The organism is Pantoea dispersa (assembly GCF_035783935.1).
Taxonomy (GTDB): domain Bacteria; phylum Pseudomonadota; class Gammaproteobacteria; order Enterobacterales; family Enterobacteriaceae; genus Pantoea; species Pantoea dispersa_C.
In genome coordinates this window covers 137536-160455 of sequence record NZ_JALKOV010000005.1, presented here as the reverse complement: position 1 = coordinate 160455, position 22920 = coordinate 137536, and the positions used below count along the sequence as shown (strand labels likewise).

Genomic DNA, 22920 nt, shown 5'->3' with positions numbered 1-22920 from the left:
CGCTGCGGCGTCCCTTTTTTATGCCTGCAACTGCTGTTTCACGCGTGCAATAACCGCTTCCCAGCTTTCCTCCTGCCCGCGAATAAACAGCCGCATCTGCGGATACCACGGCGAATCCTGCCGTCCCGCCAGCCAGCGCCAGTCGCGCGCCCACGCCGGCAGCAGCACCCAGCACGGAACGCCCAGCGCCCCCGCCAGATGAATCACCGACGTGTCCACGCCAATCACCAGATCCAGCTGGGCGATCACCGCAGCCGTATCCTGATAATGACGGAAGCGTGCGCCTGACGGCTGCAGCTGGGGGAAATCATCTGTTTCCTCTTCGCCTGCGCCTTTTTGCAGGCTGACCCAGTGCGTGTCAGGCAGGGAGAACAGCGGCGCCAGCTGTGCCAGATGCGCCAGCGAACGCTGGCTGTCATTTTTGTGCGCGCCGGAACCCTTCCACACGATACCGATTTTGCGTCCGCCAGCGCTGAGCGGCCACTGCGCCTGCTGCGCCGGATCGCTGAACAGATAAGGGGGCTGCACGCCGAACGGCTGCGGCGAGTCGAGAAAATGCAGCGGTAAATCCAGCAGCGAGCACCAGTAATCTGCGCCCGGCAGTGCACCGTCATCGCGCGTCAGGTAACGATCGACGCCCGCCAGCGAGGCCATCAGCGGCTGTAGCGCATTGCTTCCCAGCATAATCACCTGCGCCGCCTGCTTTTCAGCTTTCAGCCGCGGCAAAAAACGACAGAACTGAATTTCATCGCCCATGCCCTGTTCAGTCCGCACCAGCAACCTTTTGCCACGCAGATCGTCGCCCTGCCAGTACGGCATGGGCAGCGTCGGCAGAGTGAAAAAACGGTCCGGATTGGCGGCGGCGTAACGTGACTGATAATGACGCCAGCCGGCGGCGAACTTGCCCTGCTGCAGCTCGACCATGGCCAGCGCATTGCGGCAGCGATGATCGTCAGGCCGCTGCTGTAAAACCTGGCGCATCTGCTGCTCAGCCTCAGCCAGCTCGCCCATGTGCGCCAGCACGGTGCTCAGGCCGTAGCGCGCCTCAGGGTAATCCGGCTGGATGCGCAACGCATGCTGATACTGTTCCCGCGCCGCGGGGTAAAGGTGCTGCCGATGCAGCAATATCGCGTAGTTGTTGTGACAGGCCGCGTAATGCTGATGAGCACGCAGCGCGGCCTGATAACAGCTTTCCGCCTCAGCAAAGCGGCCGGCGTCAAAGTGCGTCAGACCAAGCCCGTTAAGCAGACCAGCATCCTGCGGTGTCAGCTTCAGGGCGCGCTGATAGTAGCGCTGCGCCAGCACCACATCGCCGCTGCGTCGTGCCAGCCGCGCCGCTTCGTGCAAAAACCAGCTATCGTTCGGTGCCAGCGTCAGGCGGGCGCGGATTTTGCGCCAGGCTTCATCCTGTTTGCCCTGCTGCAGTAGCTGGCTTAGTGCCTGCTGCTGGCGTATGTCAGCGATAATCCTTGGTTTTTGCTGCATTGTGGTATCCTGCCGCTGCTGAGAGTGGAGTAATCTACGCCAGCAGCGGTGGGGATGACGCTAAGACAGGTCTCGAAGTGGCAACGCGCTAAGGCAGGAAGAGTGAAAATCACACTGGAAGAGTTACGCGCCTGGGTGGCGGTGGTGGATACTGGTTCTATCACTGCGGCAGCAGAACAGCTGGATCAGACCAGTTCCGGCATCAGCCGGGCGCTGAGCCGGCTGGAGGGCAAGCTGCAAACCACGCTGCTGCACCGCACCACACGCCGACTGGCGCTGACCGAAGAGGGGCTGATTTTTCTCGATCATGCGCGGCAGATCCTCGCCTCGGTGGAGCAGGCCGAAGAACATATCGCGCAGCGGCGTGACATTCCCTCCGGACGGCTGCGCGTCAACGCCAATACGCCGTTCACTCTGCATGTTATCGTGCCGCTGGTGGCCGAATTTTGCGCGCGCTATCCGCAAATCCAGCTGGAGCTCAACACCGACGACATTGTTATCGACCTGCTTGAGCAGCAAACCGATATCGCCATCCGCATCGGCGAACTGCGCGATTCCACGCTGCGCGCCCGCGTGCTGGGCAGCAGCGCGATTCGCCTGCTGGCCAGTCCGGCCTATCTGGAAAAGGCCGGTATGCCGCAGAACGTGGAAGAACTGCTGACGCATCAGCTGCTGGGCTTCAGCCAGCTGGATGCGCACAATGTCTGGCCGGTGTGGCAGCGTGAAGGCGAGTTTTTGCGCATCAAGCCCACGCTGTGCGCCTCCAGCGGCGAAACCCTGCGCCAGCTGGCGCTGGCCGGGCAGGGCATCGTACGGCTGTCGGATTTTGTCAGCCGCGAAGATCGTGCCAGCGGCCGGCTGGTGCAGGTGCTGGAAAATGACACGCGCGAGCTGCGCCTGCCGATTCACGCCGTGTATTACCGCAACCAGGCGCTGAGCTCGCGTATCACCTGTTTTCTGGATTTTTTACGGGAAAAAATTCAGGAAAATCATCTGTTATAGTCCTGTTCTGTCTGAATAACCTTTCCCGTTCTTATCGGTTTACATCGATAAAATCAATTTAATTCAATCGGTTAATGGTTTAACTATCTTTCAGCTGCCCAATTAAGAATTTTTTCCTAACGGGACATTTCTTATGTCTCGGATTTATCTCTTTCCGGATTATGTCGCAACTTTGAGCCCACCCGTGGGCAGAGCCAGGGAGATTGCGGCGCTTGCCTGCAAACGCGCAGTCAAAATTAATCGACGGAAGGAAGAATCATGAACGTTTCACCCGTAAGTGTGGCGGTTATCGATAAGAAAACCATAACCAAAACGGAAGTGCTGCGCGCCGGCAAAGACGGTAAGGCAGTGAAGATCCAGGCAATTACCAACGGTAAATATCTGCTGACGCAGAACCAGGACGGCACCGCGCCGGAGAACATCACCGTGAAACGCGTGGGGAAAAACCTGCTGGTGATGCTGGAAGGCTCAGATGCCAGCAAACCGGATCTGATTATCGAAGACTTCTTCGCTAAATCCGGCACCTTAGTGGGGAAAGCGGAAGACGGCGAAATGCACGCTTACGTCGCGACGGACGGTAATGCCGACCACGAAGCCGCCGCGCTGGCCGATGGCGAAACCACCGCGCTGGCGCTGGGTGAAAGCAGCGTTGATGATAATTCCGGCTACGCGCTGGCCAGCGGCTTCGAATGGTCGCCAGCGCTGATTGCACTGGGCGGCCTGGCGGCTATCGCGGCAGCGGCGGGCCTCGGCTACGTTGCGGCGAAACACCATTACGACAATAACAACGGCAGCAACAGCGGCAAAGGCGAAGGCGGCGGTGGCAGCGGCGGCGGTGATATCAGTAAGCCGGTGATTAGCGACGTGATCGACGATATCGGTGACGTGACCGGTCCGGTGGCTAACGGCGGACGCACCGATGACACCATGCCTACCTTCAACGGTACCGGTACGCCGGGCAACACCATCGAAATATGGGATGGTGAGACGCTGCTGGGCGAAGTGCTGGTGGATGACAAGGGTGACTGGACCTTTACGCCGGAAAAACCGCTGGCGGCCGGCAATCACAGTATCGTTACCGTTGAGCGCAACGCCGAAGGCGTGGTGGGTGAAGAGAGCGATCCGTGGGAATTCATCATTGATCTGACGGCGCCAGCCAAAGGCTCCATCGGCAGCGTAATGGACGATACACAGGATCCGCCGGTGCTGATCGAAAAAGGTGGCGTGACGAAAGACAACACGCCGACGCTGACCGGTAAAGCGGAAGCGGGCTCGACGGTAGAGATCTGGAACGACGGCGTGAAGCTGGGTACCGCGCTGGTGGATGCAGAAGGCAACTGGACCTTTATTGCACCGGCGCTGAAGGATGGCCAGCACGAACTGAGCATCGTGGTGGTTGATCAGGTAGGCAATAAATCGCTGCCATCCGATCCGTTCATCGTTGATGTGGATACCGTTGCGCCGGAAAATCCGGGCATCGGTGTCATTAAAGACAGCGAAGGTAATCCGCTGGAAGACGGTTCCACCACCAAAGATCTGCGTCCGACGCTGGAAGGCAGCGGCAACGATGGCGACATCGTGGTCATTATCGACAACGGTAAGCCAATTGGTTCGGTGATTGTCGAAGACGGCAAGTGGACCTTCACGCCAGAAAATAATCTAAAACCGGGTGAGCACGAGCTGGAAATCGTGGTGCGCGATCCGGCCGGTAATGAATCGCCGGCCTCTGAAAAGGTCACCATCGGCTTTGAAGGCGAAACGGAAGTGCCGGTCGATCCTGAACCTGTGGAAGGCCTGCCCGATCCGAATGTCCCGGTTACCGGCATGATTGAACACATCTTTAAAGACAATAACGACGCCGGCGTGCGGACGCCAATCGAAAACGGCGGCGCGATGAACGATCCAAGCATCATTGTGGCCGGTAAAGGCGTGCCGGGCGAGCTGGTGACCATCTATATCGTCGGTCTGGATAATCAGTATACCTTCACCACCACCATCGGTGCTGACGGCAAGTGGGAGCTGACCACGCCGGATCTGGCGGATGATGTCTACCAGCTGCGCGGCGTGTTCTCCAGCGATGGCGAAGTCACCGGTAAAACGGAAATTTATGAAGTGGAAGTCGACACCATTCCACCGCCGCCGCCGGATATCAGTGCGCTTGAACTGGCCGGTCTCGACCTTTCTGCACTGCTCGCCGGAGATCAACGTGAATTGTTTAATGAGGCCGATGAAAATCAGCAGCCGATTAATGCTGATTTACTGCAGCTAAATAACGATGCGTTTGGTGACTGGAATAATCAGGAAACCCAGAGCGGCGTAATCGGCGAAAATAGTTCCCAATCCGAGACACTCGTTTTCCAGAACGAGATGGAACAATTCTAATTTATTTGGAGCATACAGGTGTAATTTATTGCACCTGTGAAACTTAAATGAAAATGGCAAAAAAATTACTTTTAGCTTCACTGGTATGTGCACCAGCATTAATCACTTTCCCGTCGCAGGCGCAAAATACATTCGGCGCCGCATGGCGGAGTTTATCGCCCGCATCGCCGCAGCAGGCGCGCGTGGTATATTATCGCCCGGCTTCATTAACCGGCGCGCAACCAGCGAATATCTATGTCGACGGTGAGTTTCAGACCTCATTACTGGCCGGGGGTTATACTGTTTTTTGTGTTGCGCCTGGGAAACATTCGCTGGGCAGTTATGTCAACGATGCGCCAGCTTATCAGGGTAAAAGCGCCCAATCGTGGAGTGATACCCTGGCTGCCGGTAAAACCTACTATATTCGCGCCAACCTCGATAGCAGCGGCCGGCCGCTGGTGGTCAGTCAGGAGCAGGCACAGCAGGAATTACTGAACACCAAACGTCAGGCACATCTGCTGTCGCGTGCCTCTGCGGTGCAAGCCTGTCAGGAAGGTGCAACTGAAGCGTATGATAACTATGCGTTTTCATCAGATCTGCTGTTCCGCTTTGGCAGTGCCAATAGCAACGATATTTCTGCACAGGGGCGTGAGGCGCTAAGCAGCTTCGCCACCATGCTGAAAGCGGACAATGCAGCCAGTCGCCACATCATTGTCACCGGCTTTACCGATCCTATCGGCAGCGACAGCAGCAATATGGCGCTCGGCCAGCGTCGCGCCGAGGCGGTGAAAACGCTGCTGGTTGCCCAGGGACTGAATGCAGCCAATATCACGGCACAAAGCATGGGTGAATCTCAGGTCGATAAAAACTGTTCAGGCAGCGTGCAGGAGCAGAAAGCATGTTACGCCAGCGAGCGTCGCGTTATTATCAGCGTAGAAAATTAATAGTCTGATTTAATTATTTTAAAAGCGCATTCTCACATCTCATATTTATGAGGTGTGAGGAACGACGCCCCGATGAAATTATTAAGTGTTCATATAACGTAATCGATTAAGACGTTTCTCGTATTGTCTGAAGGCGTAAAAAGCGAAATTAAACCTGTATTCGGCTGGAAATCCCGAAACATTATTCAACATAAAAGGAATGCACATCATGGCTAATATTACAGCAGCAGATAACGCGACCGTTATCTCGACCAAAGATCAGTTTTATAAATGGATCGATAAAGAAGTTAGAGGTGCCAACGGCGGCAAGCTGGAGATTACAATCGATGGTGAAGTGCACATGGTTGATATCAGCGAGGATGGTAAATGGTCATTCGATCCGAAAACCAGCTGGTTAGACGGCACCCATGTTATTCAGCTGGTATCGATTGATAAAGCGACCAACCCAAGTGATCCGCGCATTTTCATTCTTGATATGGATACGACGCCTCCGGCAAAACCGGAAATCTGGCGCGTGATTGATGACGCTGCGGCGGAAGATCACTACCTGACGCCGGGTGACGCCACCAGCGATAATACGCCGGCGCTGTCTGGTGTGGCAGAACCGGGCACCATTGTTACCCTGTACGATAACGGCAAAGAGATCGGTTCCGTCGTCGCGGACAAAATGGGTGCATGGAGCATTACGCCAGAACTGGCGGATGGCGAGCATGCCCTGACTGTCATCGCTAAAGATACGGTGGGTCATGAAAGCCCGGTATCTGATGCTTTTAATCTGACGATTGCTGACGGTGTAGTCACTCAGGCGGTGAACGAAGCCGTATTTGAAACGCCGGCAGAGTCAGCCATCGTGGATGCGGCTAATTTCCCTGGTAAGTCGATTAAGACCATCAATAAAAACGTGATTTCCATCAGCGGTACGAACGCGGAACCTAATGCACTGGTGCAGATCGTTATTGATGAAACAGTTTACACTACCCGTGCTGATGACAGCGGCAAGTGGCAATTCGAGTCGTCGGAGCTGAAAGAGGGTTTGCACGTTGCGGGCATTCGTTATCAGGACCGTGCGGGCAACTGGGGATCATCAACTCCGCTTATTTACAATATCGACACTTCCGCACCGGAAGCGCCGCAAATTATGCGCGTGATCGATAACGAAGGCAGCGCGGATAGCTATCTGACGCCGGGCAACTACACCAACGATAAAACCCCAACCCTGTACGGCGTTGCCCAGCCGGATAGCGTGGTAAAAATCTACGATACCAAATCTAACGTAATTGGCAGCGTAAAAGCTGGCGCCGATGGCCGCTGGAGCTTCACGCCAGAGCTGAACACCGATGGCACCCACGTCTTCAGCGCCAGCTACACTGACCGCTTCGGCGCTGAGAGCCCGCGTTCCGACAACTTCGCGCTGACGCTGGATACCTCGGTACCGGGCACGCCAGAGCTGGCTCAGGTATTCGATGACGAAGGCCGCGTCACCGGTCCGCTGAAGTCAGGCGATACGACTGACGACAAAACGCCAACCCTGTCAGGCGTAGCCGACGCGGGCGTGATTGTGCGCGTCTGGGACGGCGACAAGCTGATTGGTTCAACCGTGGCGAACGCACGCGGTCAGTGGAGTCTGGAGGTTGAGCTGGGCGAAGGCGAGCACTCGCTGACCGTGGATTCCATCAGCAAAGGTGGCAACGTTTCTGAGAAAACCGATCCGTTCAAGCTGGTGATTGACAGCAATATCCTGCCGGCACCGGTGGTGGATGAGATGGTTGCTAACAACGGTGATGAAGAGCGTGTGCTGCAGCCGGGCGATTCAACCAACGACACCACGCCAGTACTGCGCGGTGAAGGCAACGACGGCGACATCATTTATGTGATTGTGGACGGTGAAAAAGAGCCAGTGGCTTCCACGGTCGTGAAAGATGGCAAGTGGGAAATTGAATTACCAGAGCTGGCGGAAGGTTCACACGATATCGAACTGATCGCCAAAGATCCGGTTAGCGGCAAAGAGTCACCGACCTCTGATCCAATCAACGTGATTATCGACATTACACCACCGGATCAGCCGACTCAGCCAACCATCATCGATAATGAAGGGGATAACACCGGCCCGGTTGAGCCAGGTAAGCCTATCGATGACAACCGTCCAGGCTTTGGCGGTGACGGCGGCAATCCAGGCGACAAAGTGGAAGTCATCATTGATGACGGCAAAGGCAATCCAGTAGTGATTGGTACCGGTATCGTGGGTGACGACGGCAAGTGGGAAGTGAAACCTGAGAACCCGATTGAAGACGGCAACTACGAAGTGATTATTGAAATCACCGATCCAGCCGGCAACGTGTCTGCCCCTTCCGATCCTATCGATCTGATTATCGACACCAAAAAGCCAGGTTCCATGGAAGGCTCGTACCTGCTGGAGGATAACGTCGGTCCTATTCAGGGTGAGATCAAAGACGGCATGGTTACCGATGACAAGCAGCCAACGCTGAAAGGCTCGTCACCGGATCTGTCGCAGGTGATCATTTACATCGACGATCTGGAGCCGATCGTGGTGGACGTCGTAAACGGCGAGTGGAGCTATGAGCTGCCAGCACTGGGTGATGGCAATCATAAAGTTGAAGTGCAGCCGGTGAGCAAATCCGGTGTGAAAGGCGACAAAGAAGCCGCCATCAACTTCGACGTTGATACCACCATTCCGGAGCCGGTTGAAGGTGGCCCTAATGCTAACTTCGAAGGCGTGTTTGCGGATAAAACCGGCACTGTAATCCCAGTGCCAGGGGATACTAATGATGACACGCTGATCTTCAGAGGGAAGGGCTCAGAAGACGGTTCTATCGTGATGATTTGGGGCGACGAAGCGCGTACCCAGTTGATCGGTTCTACCGTGGTGCAAAACGGCGTGTGGAGCTACGAGTCGGACAAACTGGCAGAAGGCGATTATGACTTCAACGTCACGGTACGCGATGCGGCTGGTAACGAGCTGGTCATTGATCGTACCATTTCGACCAACGTCGACGTCACCCCGCCGCCGCCGCCAGAAATCGACTTCTTCTCTGTGGCTGGTATGACAGATGTAGAAGGGCTGATGAGCATGTCGCTGAACGACATCATGACGCAGGGTCAGGATTCACTGTTTATCGACAACGGCAAGTCACAGCTGGTCGTGAACGCTAAACAGGGCGAGGCGCTGACGCTGGAAGACATCCTGCCAGCCGGTGAAGATGCCAGCTCCTGGCAGCAGGCGGCCGGTACCGTCACCGTCGGCGGCACCGAGTACAACGTCTACAGCAACGGTGATGCGGAACTGCTGGTGCAGAACCTGCACAACGAACAGCATTAATCGTTGATTAGCCGCTAAACAAAAGCCCCGGTCGCAAAACCGGGGCTTTTTTTATTCCTGCGTCGGAGAAACTCAGGCGGTCGGTTCCAGCACCAGAATCTTCACGTCGACCACGTCATCTTTGATGGTGGCGCGGTGTGCATCCATGTGCGGCATCTGCTGATGCTGCTCCAGGTGACGCAGCGATTCCCACTGCTCGAGCATAAAGATCGAGTCCGGCGAGTTCTGCTTCCACGGCACCTGCGCCTGGTGATCGACCAGCGCATCGTACTGATGGCAACCCTCTTCTTCCAGCACGACAGGGATCAGTTGATTGATCGCCTCGAGCACCACCTGACGGCGGCCCGGCTTCACACAAATTTCTGCAACCACAGTTAACATAACGCTTCCTTCTGTTTTTTCCCGGTGTGCTTATAGTTAAGCAAAGATCTGGCTGAGATGAGTCCGATAACGCGCAATATCGCGCGGCACGTCCGGCTGTTTAATCACATCGTTACAGATAAAGGTCGGCAGACTTTCCATGCCGAGGAACTGATTGGCTTTGTGGAAGTGCAGATACAGGCCGTCCACGCCGACGCCTTCAAAGAACTGATCGGCATCGGTGAAGGCTTCCAGCGGCGCGTTCCAGGTCAGCGACAGCATGTATTTTTTGCCCTGAATCAGGCCGCCGGAGCCATATTTCTTGCTGGCATCGCTGCGCGACCGGCCATCGCTGGCGTACAGCGCGCCGTGGCCCTGAGTAAACACCTCATCGATGTACTTTTTCACCGTCCACGGCTCGCCCATCCACCAGCCCGGCATCTGATAAATCACTACGTCGCTGTCGAGGTATTTCTGCACTTCGTCTGCCACGATGTAGTCGCTATCGGCAACGGTCACCTGCACTTCATGGCCCAGATCGCGCAGCTGGCTGGCCGCGACTTCGGTCAGGGTATGATTCAGCTCGCCTTTGGAATGGGCAAAGGTCTTGCCGCCGTCGATAATCAAAATCTTGCTCATGGATAATTCGCTCCGTTTCTCATAGATGCCGCCCACTCTACGCGCGCGCGCAGGGCAAAAAAATGCGTGATTGATCACAAGACTTTTGCTCTCAAAGCAATAATGCCGTCAGTTATGCAACAATCCGCACGCTAACCAACATCCACTTAAAAAAGAACAAACCATGAAAATAGTGATACTGAGTGCTTTACTGCTGGTGGCCGGCGCGGCTCAGGCGCAATCCCACCTTGATGCGGTCCGCCAGAGTAAAATACTGAAGGTGTGCACCACTGGCGATTACAAGCCTTACACCTTTCTGCGCAGCGACGGCCAGTATGAAGGGCTGGACATCAGCATGGCGCAGTCGCTGGCCGCCAGTCTCGGCGCAAAGGTGCAGTGGGTGCCGACCACGTGGAAAACCCTGAGCGATGATTTTGTCGCGAAGCAGTGTGACATTGCGCTGGGCGGTGTTTCGGTGACGCTTAAGCGCCAGCAGATTGCCTGGTTCGCCCAGCCGCTGGGCGTCGATGGCAAGATTCCGCTGGTGCGCTGCGCGGATAAAGCGAAGTACCAGACGGTTGAACAGATCAACCAGCCGCAGGTGCGGGTTATCGAGCCGGCCGGCGGCACGAATGAAGCGTTTGTGCACAGTCATCTGCCCAAGGCCAGCCTGCAGCTGGCGGAGAACACCGGGATTTTCCAGCAGCTGGTGGATAACAAAGCTGACGTGATGATCACCGACGCTTCCGAAGCGCTGTTCCAGCAGCAGCACTATCCATCGCTGTGCGCCATTAATCCGCAGCAGCCGATGCAGTATGGCGAGAAGGCTTACATGATTCCGCGTGATGATATGAGCTGGAAGCTGTATGTCGATCAGTGGCTGCACCTCAGTACCGCCACCGGCGAATATGCGCAGATTGCCAGACAGTGGCTGGGCGTGGCGAAGTAATCGTTAGCGATAAATCGTATCGCGACAGGCGTTACCGTCCCGTAGCGGCGCAATTTATTGCGCAAAATACCACGGTGCAGCGGTGGGAACAGCGCGATAAATCGTGCCGCTACGGCATGTGCAACTGACATCCTGCACCTCCGTAGCGGCAATATTTAGTGTTGCAAAATCAACGATACAACCCGGCTTTCCCCAATCCGCCAAACAGGTTCATCTTGTAGCGGATCACCGCTTTCGCGGCGGCGATGGCGTCCGGGTAGATCACATTCGGATCCCACCAGCTTTCCCGTGCCAGGATCTCGCGCAGTCTGGCGAAATAGGCGAACTTCATGTCGCTGGAGATATTAATTTTACCCACGCCCAGCGTGACCGCCTCGGCAATCTCCGCATCCGGATTGGCTGAACCGCCGTGCAGTACCAGCGGAATGTCTACGCGCTGGGAAATATCCTTCAGGATGTGCATTTGCAGCTCCGGCTTCATATCTTTGGGATAGATGCCGTGCGCGGTGCCAATCGCTACCGCCAGCGTATCGACGCCGGTGCGCTGCACAAAATCTTCCGCCTGCGCCGGTTCGGTGTAAATCACCTTGCTCACGCCGCCTTCCACCGTGGTGCCGGTATCGCCGATGGTGCCGAGTTCGCCCTCCACCGACACGCCCACCGCGTGCGCCAGCTTCACCACCTCTTTGGTCAGCGCCACGTTCTCTTCGTACGGCAGCAGCGAGCCATCAATCATCACCGAGGTAAAGCCGCACTGAATAGCGCGCAGCACCTGGGCAATCGAAGCGCCGTGATCGAGGTGAATGGTAAACGGTACGCGGCTTTTTAAGGTGCGTTCGCGCACGTAGCCAAAAAATTCATCGGTGACAAATTCCAGTTCGCTCGGATGGATCGAAATAATGGCGGGCGTGTTGGTGGCTTCAGCTTCTTCCACCACGGCCCGGATAAAGCAGCTGTCAGCGACGTTAAATGCGCCGATGGCGAAGCGATGTTCACGGGTCGGGGCCAGCATCTCTTTCATTGAAATCAACATGTTTATGTTTCCTTAGCGTGAGTTTTACCAGAGCCGGCGCACGCGCCGACCCGATGAGGGAAAAACGAACAAGGTGGTGATTGCGCCGCGATGCGGGCGGGTGCGACGTCAGTAGCGGTTCGCCGACCCTGACCAGCTCAGATACTCAATGACCACTTCGCGACAGGCGGACTCCATCAGCGCCAGCACATCGGCCAGCTCGGCCTGCGGGTGCTGGCGCAGCGCCTGCTGCACCGCGTGCTTACCGGCGTCGAACACCGCAGCGCCGACGTTAATCTTGGCGACGCCACAGGCGCTGACGCGGCGTATATCTTCCGCCGGGGTGCCCGAGCCGCCGTGCAGCGCCAGCGGTCGCGTCGTCACCGCGTGCAGCTGCTGCAGCCGTTCAAAGTCGATCTTCGGCTTTACGCCCGGCGGATAGAGCCCGTGCGCGGTACCGACTGAAATTGCCAGCAGATCGATGCCGGTCTGCTCAATAAACGGCAGCACGTCTTCTACCCGCGTCATCTTCACGGCGGCATCGGCCAGTTCATACGTGGGCGCATCGGCGATATGCCCCAGTTCGCCTTCCACGCACACGCCAGCGGTATGCGCCATTTTCACTACCGCTGCGGTCTGACGAATATTGTCCGCCAGCGGCTCGGCCGATGCGTCAATCATCAGCCCGGTAAAGCCGGCACGAAACGACTGAGCAATTAGCGGAAAAGCTTTGCCGTGGTCAAGCGCCAGCGCCACCGGCACCGCGGCCTGAGCGGCCAGCGCCTGTACCAGCGGCGCCGCCACCGCCGGCGGAAAATGCGCGCTGTGTCCCTGATACACGTTGAGGATCAGCGGCGCGCGCTGCTGTTCCGCCGCCTGAATCGCCGCACGGGCGGTTTCGAGGTTGAAGCAGTTGATCGCCAGCACCGCGTACTTGTGCTGAAAGGCGGCCTGAATCAGCTCATTCATCATGGCAAACATGCGGGCTCCTTATTCCAGAGTGAATTTGATCTCTTCATCGCGGACGCCGGGCGCTTCCACGTCATCGAACTCTTCATCCTGCTGCGTGACCGGTTTTTTCATCAGTGACAGCATCACGCCGCACACCACGGTGCCGATGCCGAGCGCCAGGCAGAACAGCCACGGTTTGGTGAACAGTGGCACCACGAACATGCCACCGTGCGGCACCGGCGCTTCCACGCCCCACACCATAATCAGTCCGCCGGCCAGCGCTGAGGCCACCACGCAGCTGGCCACCACGCGCAGCAGGTCGCGTGCCGCAATCGGAATCACACCTTCGGTAATCATGCAGATGCCCATCGGGAAAGCGGCTTTCAGCGCTTCTTTCTCCGCTTTGGTGTACTTGTGCCGCGTCAGCAGATAGGAAAGGGTGATGCCGAACGGCGGAATGATGGAGCCGACAAACTTCACCGCTTCCGGACCGTAAATGCCGTCGACCAGCATGCCGTCGGCGAACAGCGACATGGTCTTATTGATCGGCCCGCCAAAGTCGAAGGTGGCCATCGCACCGAGAATGGCGCCCATCACGAACTTTGAGCCGCCCTGCATAGACTCCAGCAGATGAATCAGCGTTTTTTGCAGCCAGACGATCGGCTGGCCGATAAAGGTCATCATCAGCAGCCCGGCGATGATGGTGCTGAGCAGTGGCAGCACCATGATCGGCATCAGCCCCTGCATCGACTGCGGCAGCCTGATCACCCGGCGCAGCAGCAGCACGGTATAGCCGACGAGGAAACCGCCCAGAATGCCGCCGATAAAGCCGGTGCCGATCTGGCCACAGATAAAGCCGACGATCAGGCCGGGCGCAAAGCCGGGACGATCGGCAATGGAGTAGGCGATGGCGGCGCTGATCAGCGGCACAATCAGCCCCATGCCCCAGCCGCCGATCTGGTTCAGCATCCACGCAATGCTGCCGGTCTGTTTGCCGACGTCCGGCCCGCCAATCACCTGGCCGAGCGCGATGCAGATACCAGCGGCGACGATCAGCGGGATCATCCAGGAGATGCCGGTGAGCAGGTGGCCTTTGATCTCCTGGCCGTACTGACGTTTGTGATCGCTCATGATCGATCTCCTCAGGCGCGCGCCAGTGAATCCGCCACTTTTTCGAGGAATTTCACCGGTGACCTGATCACCACGTCGGTTTTCACTCGCACGATGGGTTTGCCCTGAAAGCGCTCTTCGCCGTTGATCTTGACGTCAACCGCGAGGATCACCACATCAGCGGCGTCGATCTGCTCACGCGTCAGCGGCGTTTCGGTGCCGATGGTGCCCTGGGTTTCAACGTGGACGGTATGGCCCAGCGCGTGAGCCCCCTTAATCAGTTTTTCGCGCGCAATGTAGGTATGCGCGATGCCTGCGGTGCAGGCCGCTACACAGACGATATTCATGTGGCACCTCAAGGTGTTGGGTGTTAACAGAGGTCGGTTTCGGCGTACTGACTAAACAGCCGGATGATATTGCCGGGGTCATTCTCCGCCAGCAGTCGGGCTATCACCTCATCATCGGCCAGCGCGCTGGCCACCTGCGACAACAGGCGAATATGGGTGGTGTTCTGATCTTCCAGCCGCACGGCGAACAGGATGATGCAGCGCACCTGGCTGCCATCCAGCGTTTCCCACGGAATGTCCTGCCGGGTGCGGCCGATGGCGAGCGTGGTTTGTCTGACCGCCGACGATTTGCCGTGCGGAATTGCGATATGATTTTCAAAGCCGGTCGAGCCTTCCGCTTCACGCAGCCAGACATCGGCGATAAACGCAGCGCGATCGCTGATCGCGCCGTCGCTCACCAGCAGATCGGTGAGTTCGTTGATCGCCTCTTCTTTACTGGTGGCGCTGAGCGCCAGGTTAACGCGGCGCGGCGTCAGAATGCGGGAAATGTCCATGGTTGCTCCTCATTCAATCAGTGTGCGGCCAACGCGTAGGGCGTGCCGTTGGGCAGCTGGCTGCCAATCATGGCGTCAGTGACCCGCCGGATATCGTCATCATTAAAAAAGGCGCTGACATACACGGCCGGAATGGCACCGGCGTCGAGGTGAATGGTGGTGATCACCAAATCCACCGCGTGGTGCTGACAAAACGCCGCCTGATTGCTGGCTGACACCACGCCGGCAATCTCCCAGTCCGGAAAGGCGCGTAAAATGCGGCTCTTGAGCAGGTGTGAGGTGCCGACGCCGCTGGAGCACACCACCAGGATACGTTTGTGGGCGATCTGCCGCTCCAGCGCCGCCTGGAAATGCACGCACAGATAACCAATTTCATCGTCGGCCACCGGTGACAGGGCGAAGGTGCGTGCGGTCAGCTGCATCGCCTGTTGCGTCAGGGAAAATATCTCTTTCATTTCCTGCTTAATATCATCCAGCAGCGGATTGCGAATATGAATGTGATATTTAAGTCGGTTGAGTAAGGGTTTTATATGCACCAGTAAACCGTCAAATAATAAACGGTCCTGAGATAAATCCTGCTGAATAAATGCCGAGAAACGATCGACCAGTTCGCAGGTTATTTTAACCGACTCGGCAGTGGAAAATTGATTATGCAGCGCGATCTGATCGCCACGCTCTTCCACCACAATGCCGGACGAAACGATATATTGATAAATAAAACCGACTTCATCGGCCGGCAGCGCACAGCCGATGCGCTGTTCAATGCGCGCCACCATCTGCCGGGCAATGGTAAGAATCGACTGATCGAGATCGTGTGCGGTGGTCAGCGTCTCCAGCGCCAGCGCGTTACCCTGCGCCATGCGGTGCATCATGATCAGGATGTGCGTGCACAGATTGAGATACCAGGCATCGCCCAGCGGATAACTCAGCTGCTGCTCCATCTGCTGCAGCAGCGCCTGTACAAAGGCCACATCTTCTGAGCCAAAATAGTGCACCAGCGCCTGCTGGCTGCCGGGATCGAGCCGCGGCAGCAGCGGCGTGCCGGCGACCTGTTGCTGCATCACATCGTTGATCAGCGACACCATCGCCTGACGCAGCGCCTGCTCGTTGCCCTCAATGTGCGTGCCGCCCGGGCCGCGCTGCAGCGTTAACCCCAGCGGCTGCAGCCACTCTTCAATCACTTTCAGGTCATTCACAATCGAGGCGTGGCTGATAAAGTAGCGCTCGGACAGCTTGCTGATGGAGGTCACGCGCGGCGCATCGCTCAGTAGCTGGGAGGCGATTTTTACCCGCCGGCTGTTGTGGCTGAGCGCGTCGCCGGCCTCGTCGCCGGTTAGCTGCTGCTCCAGCTGCAATCGCTGCTGCATATCGTCGACCCGCAACCGCACGCCGCGGCCGGGGATCTTCTCCAGCGTCAGCGCCCAGTGGCTGAGCCAGTTCTCCAGCCACTGCAGGTCACGCTGAATGGTTTTCCCGGAGACGCCGAGCTGTAACGCCAGCTGACCAATCGGCTGCGGCGCTGCCTGTTGTAACAGCCATTTCACTAATCGGTGTTGTCGCGAAGTCAGTATTTGCATTCGGTCACCCTTTATTTTGGTCAAACTTATTGGGAATGTTCCTCGTGGTATTTATTTCAATGCCCGCAAGCCGTCGCGTAAAAAAGGTGTGTCTTATGGAGTATGAATTTAGGAAAGGATGGCGGCAGCAACAATACTAAATGTTGTCCCGTCAGGCGGACAGTATTAATACACCGCGGTGAAGGGGAATTAAATGCGAGTTTGCTCACACAATAAGGCGCGAAATAAGTGTGATGATGCTCGCAAACCTTTTTATTTTCCCAACCGGCGTCACGTTATTTAACGCCGGGTGATTCTCGTTACCGACAACGGCTTCCCTGTGACTAAATCCCGCGAATAAGGTACTATCCTCGCCAAATGACCGCAGGATGACTCGCCGTTGCGGGCCACGAAGTGAGGATGCCAGCTTAATGAGTGAAATGACACAGGATGGCGCAGAGCGTCTTGCCCTGCACAAGTTTACTGAAAACGCGTACCTGAACTACTCCATGTACGTGATCATGGACCGTGCGCTGCCGTACATCGGTGACGGTCTCAAGCCGGTACAGCGCCGCATTGTGTATGCCATGTCGGAGCTGGGGCTCAACGCCAGCGCCAAATTCAAGAAATCGGCGCGTACCGTCGGTGACGTACTGGGTAAATACCATCCGCACGGCGATAGCGCCTGTTACGAAGCGATGGTGCTGATGGCGCAGCCGTTCTCCTACCGCTATCCGCTGGTGGATGGTCAGGGCAACTGGGGTGCACCGGACGATCCGAAATCCTTCGCGGCGATGCGTTACACCGAATCGCGCCTGTCGAAATATGCCGAAGTGCTGCTCAGCGAGCTGGGACAGGGCACGGTGGATTACATTCCGAACTTCGACGGCACGCTGCAGGAGCCGAAAATGCTGCCGGCGCGCCTGCCCAACATCCTGCTTAACGGCACCACCGGCATCGCCGTGGGTATGGCAACCGACATTCCGCCGCACAACCTGCGCGAAGTGGCCGAAGCCGCCGTACGCCTGATCGACAAGCCCAACACCACGCTGGATGAGCTGCTGGAGATCGTGCAGGGGCCGGACTTCCCGACCGAAGCCGAGATCATCACGCCGCGCGACGAGATCCGTAAGATCTACCAGAACGGTCGCGGTTCGATCCGCCAGCGTGCGGTGTGGAAAAAAGAGGACGGCGAGGTGGTGATCACCGCGCTGCCGCACCAGGTATCCGGCGCACGCGTGCTGGAACAGATCGCCAGCCAGATGCGCAATAAAAAGCTGCCGATGGTGGAAGATCTGCGCGACGAATCGGATCACGAAAATCCAACGCGGCTGGTGATTGTGCCGCGCTCCAACCGTGTGGATCTCGATCAGGTAATGAACCACCTGTTTGCCACCACCGATCTGGAAAAGAGCTACCGCGTTAACCTCAACATGATCGGCCTGGATAACCGTCCGGCGGTGAAAAACCTGCTGGAGATCCTGTCGGAATGGCTGGTGTACCGCCGCGATACCGTGACGCGCCGCCTCAATCATCGCCTGGAACGCGTGCTGCGTCGTCTGCATATCCTTGAAGGTTTGCTGGTGGCGTTCCTCAATATTGATGAGGTGATTCACATCATCCGCAGCGAGGATGAGCCGAAGCCGGTACTGATGTCGCGCTTTGACATCAGCGAAACCCAGGCCGAAGCGATTCTGGAGCTGAAACTGCGCCATCTCGCCAAACTGGAAGAGATGAAGATTCGCGGTGAACAGGCCGAGCTGGAGAAAGAGCGCGATCAGCTGCAGGCGATCCTCGCCTCAGATCGCAAAATGAGTAACCTGCTGAAGAAAGAGCTGCAGGCGGATAGTCAGACCTACGGCGACGATCGCCGCTCGCCGCTGCATGAACGTGAAGAAGCGAAAGCGCTGAGCGAGAACGAGCTGGTGAGCGCTGAGCCGGTCACCATTGTTCTTTCGCAGATGGGCTGGGTGCGCAGCGCCAAAGGTCACGATATCGATCCGGCAGGATTAAGCTACAAAGCCGGCGACAGCTACCGTGCCGCCGCGCGCGGCAAGAGCAACCAGCCGGTGGCGTTTATCGACTCCACCGGCCGCAGCTATACACTGGATCCCACCTCGCTGCCGTCGGCGCGCGGGCAGGGCGAGCCGCTCACCGGCAAGCTGACGCCACCGCCGGGCGCGGTGATTGAGCAGGTGCTGATGGAAGCGGACGATCAGAAGCTGCTGATGGCCTCCGACGCCGGCTACGGTTTTATCTGTACCTTTGCCGATCTGGTGTCGCGCAACCGTGCCGGTAAAGCGCTGCTGACGCTGCCGGAAAACGCCAAAGTGATGACGCCGCTGGCGGTGCACTCTGGCGACGACATGCTGTTGGCCATCACTCAGGCCGGCCGTATGCTGATGTTCCCGGTGGCCGATCTGCCGCAGATGTCGAAAGGCAAGGGCAACAAGATCATCTCGATTCCGTCCGCGGACGCCGCCGCGGGCGTGGACAAGCTGCAGTGGCTGCTGATTCTGCCGCCGGGCAGTTCCATCACTATCTATGTCGGCAAGCGTAAGCTGATCATGCGTGATGAAGATCTGCAGAAAGTGCGTGCTGAGCGCGGCCGTCGCGGTAGCGTATCGCGCGGACTGCAGCGGATCGATAGTGTGGAAGTGAATGCGCCAGCGCGGCCAAAAAGTGACGCGAATAGCGAAGAGTAAGACTGAAAAGGCGAAGGACTGCCACATTTGAGGAAGCTATGTTACTAATTTTACGCACGTTGATCGTTGTGATTTATTCGATTCTGGTTTGTATATTTGGCAGCATCTGGTGTCTGTTTTCACCGCGTAATCCGCGCCACGTGGCGACCTTTGGTCACATGTTTGGTCGTCTGTCGACGGTGTTTGGCGTCAAAGTCGAACTGCGTAAACCGGCGGATGCCGAAAGCTACGGCAACGCGATTTACATCGCTAACCATCAGAACAACTACGACATGATTACCGCCGCCAATATCGTGCAGCCGACCACGGTCACGGTGGGCAAGAAAAGCCTGCTGTGGATCCCGTTCTTCGGCCAGCTTTACTGGCTGACCGGTAACCTGCTGATTGACCGCGATAACCGCGCCAAAGCGCACGGCACCATCGGCGAGCTGGTGGCGCAGTTTAAAAAGAAGAAAATTTCCTTCTGGATGTTCCCGGAAGGGACGCGCAGCCGCGGACGCGGTCTGCTGCCGTTCAAGACCGGCGCGTTCCATGCGGCGGTGGCGGCGGGCGTGCCGATCATCCCGGTGGTGGTCTCTAACACCCACGGCAAAATCAAACTGAATCGCTGGAACAATGGCTTAGTGATTGTGGAAATGCTGCCGCCGGTGGATACCACGCAGTTTGAAACCACCTCGGTGCGTAAACTGGCGACCCACTGCCGTGAAATAATGTCTGCTAAGCTGGAAGAGTTAAACGCCGAAGTCGCCGAACGCGAAAAAAACGGTAAAATCTAGCCGGCAAAAAATGGCGCACCCGCAGCGCGCTATGGCTCGATCTGTCGGGTGCATTGATTTGTTGCGGATCCCGCCATTTGTAGGGTGCGCATTCATGCGCACCGGGTCGCGGATGCGCATTGACCTGACCCGAACACACAGCCGCGCCTGTCGGGCGCTTCACAACACGATTAAAAATAACAACATGGACACGGCGTCCTCGCGCCACGCTCAAAAGGTCTGAAGTTTTATGTCTTGCAGCAGACGTCAGTTTATTCAGCTTTCTGCCGGTATGGCGCTGGCGACCAGCGCTATGCCTTATGCCGCCCGCGCCGCCGCGCCATTGGGCGATGTGCCTTTACCGGTCCCGCCGCTCATCGAATCACGCCGCGGTCAGCCGTTGTTTCTCACGCTACAGCGCAGCCACTGGTCTTTTGCCGGCAACAGTAACAAAGTGCCGGTGTGGGGCATTAACGGTCTGTATCTTGGCCCGACGGTGCGCGTTTACAGCGGTGACGATGTCAAACTGATCTACAGCAACCGCCTCAATGAACCGGTGGCGATGACTGTCAGTGGTTTGCAGGTGCCGGGCGCGCTGATGGGCGGTGCGCCGCGCATGATGTCCGCCGGCGTTGACTGGGCACCGGTGCTGCCGATTCGTCAGGGCGCGGCCACATTGTGGTATCACGCCAACACGCCAAATCGTATGGCGCCGCACGTCTACAACGGCCTGGCGGGCATGTGGCTAATCGAAGACGACATCAGCAAAGCGCTGCCGCTGCCGAAGCATTACGGCGTCGATGATTTCCCGCTGATTATTCAGGACAAGCGCCTCGATAACTTTGCCACGCCGGTTTATAACCCACCGTCGGACGGCGGTTTTCTTGGCGATACGCTGCTGGTTAACGGTGTGCAAAACCCATATGTGGAAGTGTCGCGCGGCTGGGTGCGTTTGCGCCTGCTCAATGCCGCCAACGCGCGCCGTTTCGATCTCAGCTTTAGTGATAACCGGCCGTTTACGGTGATCGCCAGCGATCAGGGCTTCCTGCCCGCGCCGGTGGCGGTGCAGACACTGTCGCTCGCGCCGGGTGAACGTCGCGAAGTGCTGGTGGACATGTCGCAGGGCGATGAAGTGTCGATCACCGCAGGCACGGCGGCAGGCATTATGGATCGTCTGCGCGGGCTGTTTGAGCCCTCATCGATTCTGACCAATACGCTGGTGCTGACGCTGCGCCCGACCGGCCTGCTGCCGCTGGTCACGGATAACCTGCCAATGCGCCTGCTGGCGGATCAGATTCTGGATGGCGTAGCAGTGCGCACGCGTGAATTCCGCCTCGGCGACGGCACGCCGGGCATTAACGGTGTGTTGTGGGACATGAACCGCATCGATACCACGGTGCAGCAGGGCAGCTTTGAGCGCTGGATCATCCACGCCGACCGTCCGCAGTCGCTGCATATTCAGGGCGTGATGTTCCTGATCAAGAGCGTCAACGGTGCGCAGTCGATGGGAGAAGATCGCGGCTGGAAAGACACGGTGTGGGTAGACGGTGATGTCGAATTGCTGGTGAGCTTCCCACAGAGTTCGTCAGAGCATTTCCCGTTTGTCTATTACAGCCAGACGCTGGAGCTCGCCGATCGCGGCACGGCAGGGCAGATGGTGGTGAATCCGGTTGGGTGAGGTGCGTTTCTTTCCCTCACCCTAACCCTCTCCCGCCAGCGGGAGAGGGAACCGTTTTGAGCGAATTATAAATTGAGAAATCCACTTAAACCCTTGGTTTAAAGGGCTTTTAAAGACATTTCATTGTTTCAGTCTCGCCCGGACATCTCCCTCTCCCGCGCGCGGGAGAGGGCCGGGGTGAGGGGGCTGGTTGCGCAGTGTTACCCATTGGCACACCGCTTCAGATTGGCCGGGAAATCTCCCTCTCCCGCGTGCGGGAGAGGGCCGGGGTGAGGGGGCAAACCGCACCCATTCACCCGTTCATCCATTAAACTCTTCCGGATTGGGCCCCAGCCGCTTGCCTTTATCCAGCTTCGCGATCTCGCTCACCTCCGACTTATCCAGCCGGAAATCAAACACCTGGAAGTTCTCCTGAATGCGCGCCGGTGTCACCGATTTCGGAATCACCACCAGGCCGCTGTCCAGATGCCAGCGAATCACAATCTGCGCCGGCGTCTTGCTGTACTTCTTCGCCAGCTCGCGAATGATCTCCTGATCAAACACGCCTTCGCCGCCCTGCGCCAGCGGGCTCCACGACTCGGTCTGAATCTGATGCAGCGCATTCCAGGCATGCAGCGTGCGCTGCTGCAGCATCGGATGCAGTTCGATCTGATTCACCACCGGCGACACGCCGGTTTCGTCGATCAGCCGCTTGAGGTGCGCTTCGTGGAAGTTACACACGCCGATGCTTTTGGTCAGGCCCTGCTGCTGCAGTTCCACCATTTTCTTCCATGCATCAACATAATGATCTTTCTGCGGGCACGGCCAGTGCATCAGATAGAGATCCACCTGCTCCAGCTGCAGCTTCTTCAGGCTGGTCTCCATCGCCTGTTCAACGTTCTGCTGGTCATCATTCCACAGTTTGGTGGTGATAAAGATCTCGTCGCGCGCCACGTCGGTTTCCTGCAGCGCCTGGCCAATCGCCTCTTCGTTTTTATAGGCGGCAGCGGTATCGATGGAGCGATAGCCGACCTTCAGCGCTTCCAGCACCGCGTTGCGCGCTTCATCAATACTGGCCTGCCAGACGCCAAGGCCGAGTTGCGGCATCATGTTGCCGTCGTGCAATTTAATCCGGGGTTGCTCTGCCATAGTGACTCCTTATCGGTTGCAGTGACTTACCGTAGAAACGATGTGCTTAAGTCTAGTCAACAAACCTGACCTGGGGATCATTGTGGCAACCGAACGGCACTTTCGCCCGGTGCAATCCTGCAAAAATC

18 protein-coding genes are annotated in these 22920 nt (G+C 57.3%); 8 read left to right on the top strand and 10 right to left on the bottom strand.

The annotated features are described in order from the left end of the window. Nucleotides 1-18 precede the first annotated feature (18 nt). The gene (locus tag MXF20_RS12040) at nucleotides 19-1485 is read right to left on the bottom strand and encodes a tetratricopeptide repeat protein (RefSeq protein WP_325969566.1); all 1467 of its coding nucleotides are present in this window, start codon (nucleotides 1483-1485) and stop codon (nucleotides 19-21) included. Between the two features lie 102 nt (nucleotides 1486-1587). On the opposite strand from MXF20_RS12040, the gene MXF20_RS12035 reads away from it, so the two are divergent. From MXF20_RS12035 to MXF20_RS12020, 4 genes are all read left to right on the top strand, one after another. Continuing rightward, the gene (locus MXF20_RS12035) at nucleotides 1588-2487 is read left to right on the top strand and encodes a LysR substrate-binding domain-containing protein (protein WP_325969565.1); all 900 of its coding nucleotides are present in this window, start codon (nucleotides 1588-1590) and stop codon (nucleotides 2485-2487) included. Between the two features lie 258 nt (nucleotides 2488-2745). Then, the gene (locus MXF20_RS12030) at nucleotides 2746-4869 is read left to right on the top strand and encodes an Ig-like domain-containing protein (protein WP_325969564.1); all 2124 of its coding nucleotides are present in this window, start codon (nucleotides 2746-2748) and stop codon (nucleotides 4867-4869) included. A 47-nt stretch (nucleotides 4870-4916) separates the two neighbouring features. Beyond that, nucleotides 4917-5792 carry an OmpA family protein gene (locus tag MXF20_RS12025; RefSeq protein ID WP_325969563.1) on the top strand — a complete coding sequence of 292 codons (876 nt, stop codon included), beginning with the start codon at nucleotides 4917-4919 and terminating at the stop codon, nucleotides 5790-5792. Between the two features lie 208 nt (nucleotides 5793-6000). After that, nucleotides 6001-9129, top strand: a complete 3129-nt coding sequence (locus MXF20_RS12020) for an Ig-like domain-containing protein (protein WP_325969561.1) — start codon at nucleotides 6001-6003, stop codon at nucleotides 9127-9129. Nucleotides 9130-9201: 72 nt separating this feature from the next. Here MXF20_RS12020 and MXF20_RS12015 read toward each other — a convergent pair whose 3' ends face one another. Further along, entirely contained in the window at nucleotides 9202-9510 is a 309-nt protein-coding gene (locus MXF20_RS12015) for a putative quinol monooxygenase (RefSeq protein WP_325969560.1), read from the bottom strand. A gap of 36 nt (nucleotides 9511-9546) precedes the next feature. Next, on the bottom strand, nucleotides 9547-10128 hold the full coding sequence (locus MXF20_RS12010) for an NAD(P)H-dependent oxidoreductase (RefSeq protein ID WP_325969559.1): 582 nt from the start codon (nucleotides 10126-10128) through the stop codon (nucleotides 9547-9549). A 163-nt stretch (nucleotides 10129-10291) separates the two neighbouring features. Between MXF20_RS12010 and MXF20_RS12005 the strand changes: the two genes are divergently transcribed. Beyond that, entirely contained in the window at nucleotides 10292-11056 is a 765-nt protein-coding gene (locus MXF20_RS12005; RefSeq protein ID WP_325969558.1) for a transporter substrate-binding domain-containing protein, read from the top strand. Nucleotides 11057-11225: 169 nt separating this feature from the next. Here the strand turns inward: MXF20_RS12005 and MXF20_RS12000 are convergent, their stop codons facing one another. The 6 genes from MXF20_RS12000 to MXF20_RS11975 form a co-directional block, all read right to left on the bottom strand. Further along, the gene (locus MXF20_RS12000; protein ID WP_021509600.1) at nucleotides 11226-12089 is read right to left on the bottom strand and encodes a ketose-bisphosphate aldolase; all 864 of its coding nucleotides are present in this window, start codon (nucleotides 12087-12089) and stop codon (nucleotides 11226-11228) included. Nucleotides 12090-12197: 108 nt separating this feature from the next. Next, complete coding sequence (locus MXF20_RS11995) at nucleotides 12198-13049, bottom strand: class II fructose-bisphosphate aldolase (RefSeq protein ID WP_325969557.1); 852 nt, start codon at nucleotides 13047-13049, stop codon at nucleotides 12198-12200. 9 nt (nucleotides 13050-13058) lie between these two features. Then, the gene (locus MXF20_RS11990) at nucleotides 13059-14150 is read right to left on the bottom strand and encodes a PTS fructose transporter subunit IIC (protein ID WP_058771377.1); all 1092 of its coding nucleotides are present in this window, start codon (nucleotides 14148-14150) and stop codon (nucleotides 13059-13061) included. A gap of 11 nt (nucleotides 14151-14161) precedes the next feature. Further along, the gene (locus MXF20_RS11985; protein WP_325969556.1) at nucleotides 14162-14476 is read right to left on the bottom strand and encodes a PTS fructose transporter subunit IIB; all 315 of its coding nucleotides are present in this window, start codon (nucleotides 14474-14476) and stop codon (nucleotides 14162-14164) included. Nucleotides 14477-14499: 23 nt separating this feature from the next. Next, nucleotides 14500-14970, bottom strand: coding sequence for a PTS sugar transporter subunit IIA (locus MXF20_RS11980; protein WP_283342638.1), 471 nt, complete (start codon nucleotides 14968-14970; stop codon nucleotides 14500-14502). A 17-nt stretch (nucleotides 14971-14987) separates the two neighbouring features. After that, entirely contained in the window at nucleotides 14988-16547 is a 1560-nt protein-coding gene (locus tag MXF20_RS11975) for a BglG family transcription antiterminator (protein WP_325969555.1), read from the bottom strand. Between the two features lie 410 nt (nucleotides 16548-16957). Between MXF20_RS11975 and parC the strand changes: the two genes are divergently transcribed. The 3 genes from parC (at nucleotide 16958) to ftsP (ending at nucleotide 21664) form a co-directional block, all read left to right on the top strand. Beyond that, nucleotides 16958-19231 carry a DNA topoisomerase IV subunit A gene (gene parC / locus MXF20_RS11970; protein WP_325969553.1) on the top strand — a complete coding sequence of 758 codons (2274 nt, stop codon included), beginning with the start codon at nucleotides 16958-16960 and terminating at the stop codon, nucleotides 19229-19231. 38 nt (nucleotides 19232-19269) lie between these two features. Next, nucleotides 19270-20007, top strand: coding sequence for a 1-acylglycerol-3-phosphate O-acyltransferase (locus MXF20_RS11965; RefSeq protein WP_325969552.1), 738 nt, complete (start codon nucleotides 19270-19272; stop codon nucleotides 20005-20007). 229 nt (nucleotides 20008-20236) lie between these two features. Beyond that, nucleotides 20237-21664, top strand: coding sequence for a cell division protein FtsP (gene ftsP / locus MXF20_RS11960; RefSeq protein ID WP_325969551.1), 1428 nt, complete (start codon nucleotides 20237-20239; stop codon nucleotides 21662-21664). Between the two features lie 300 nt (nucleotides 21665-21964). Here the strand turns inward: ftsP and dkgA are convergent, their stop codons facing one another. After that, nucleotides 21965-22792, bottom strand: a complete 828-nt coding sequence (gene dkgA / locus MXF20_RS11955; protein WP_325969550.1) for a 2,5-didehydrogluconate reductase DkgA — start codon at nucleotides 22790-22792, stop codon at nucleotides 21965-21967. Nucleotides 22793-22920: the final 128 nt, after the last annotated feature.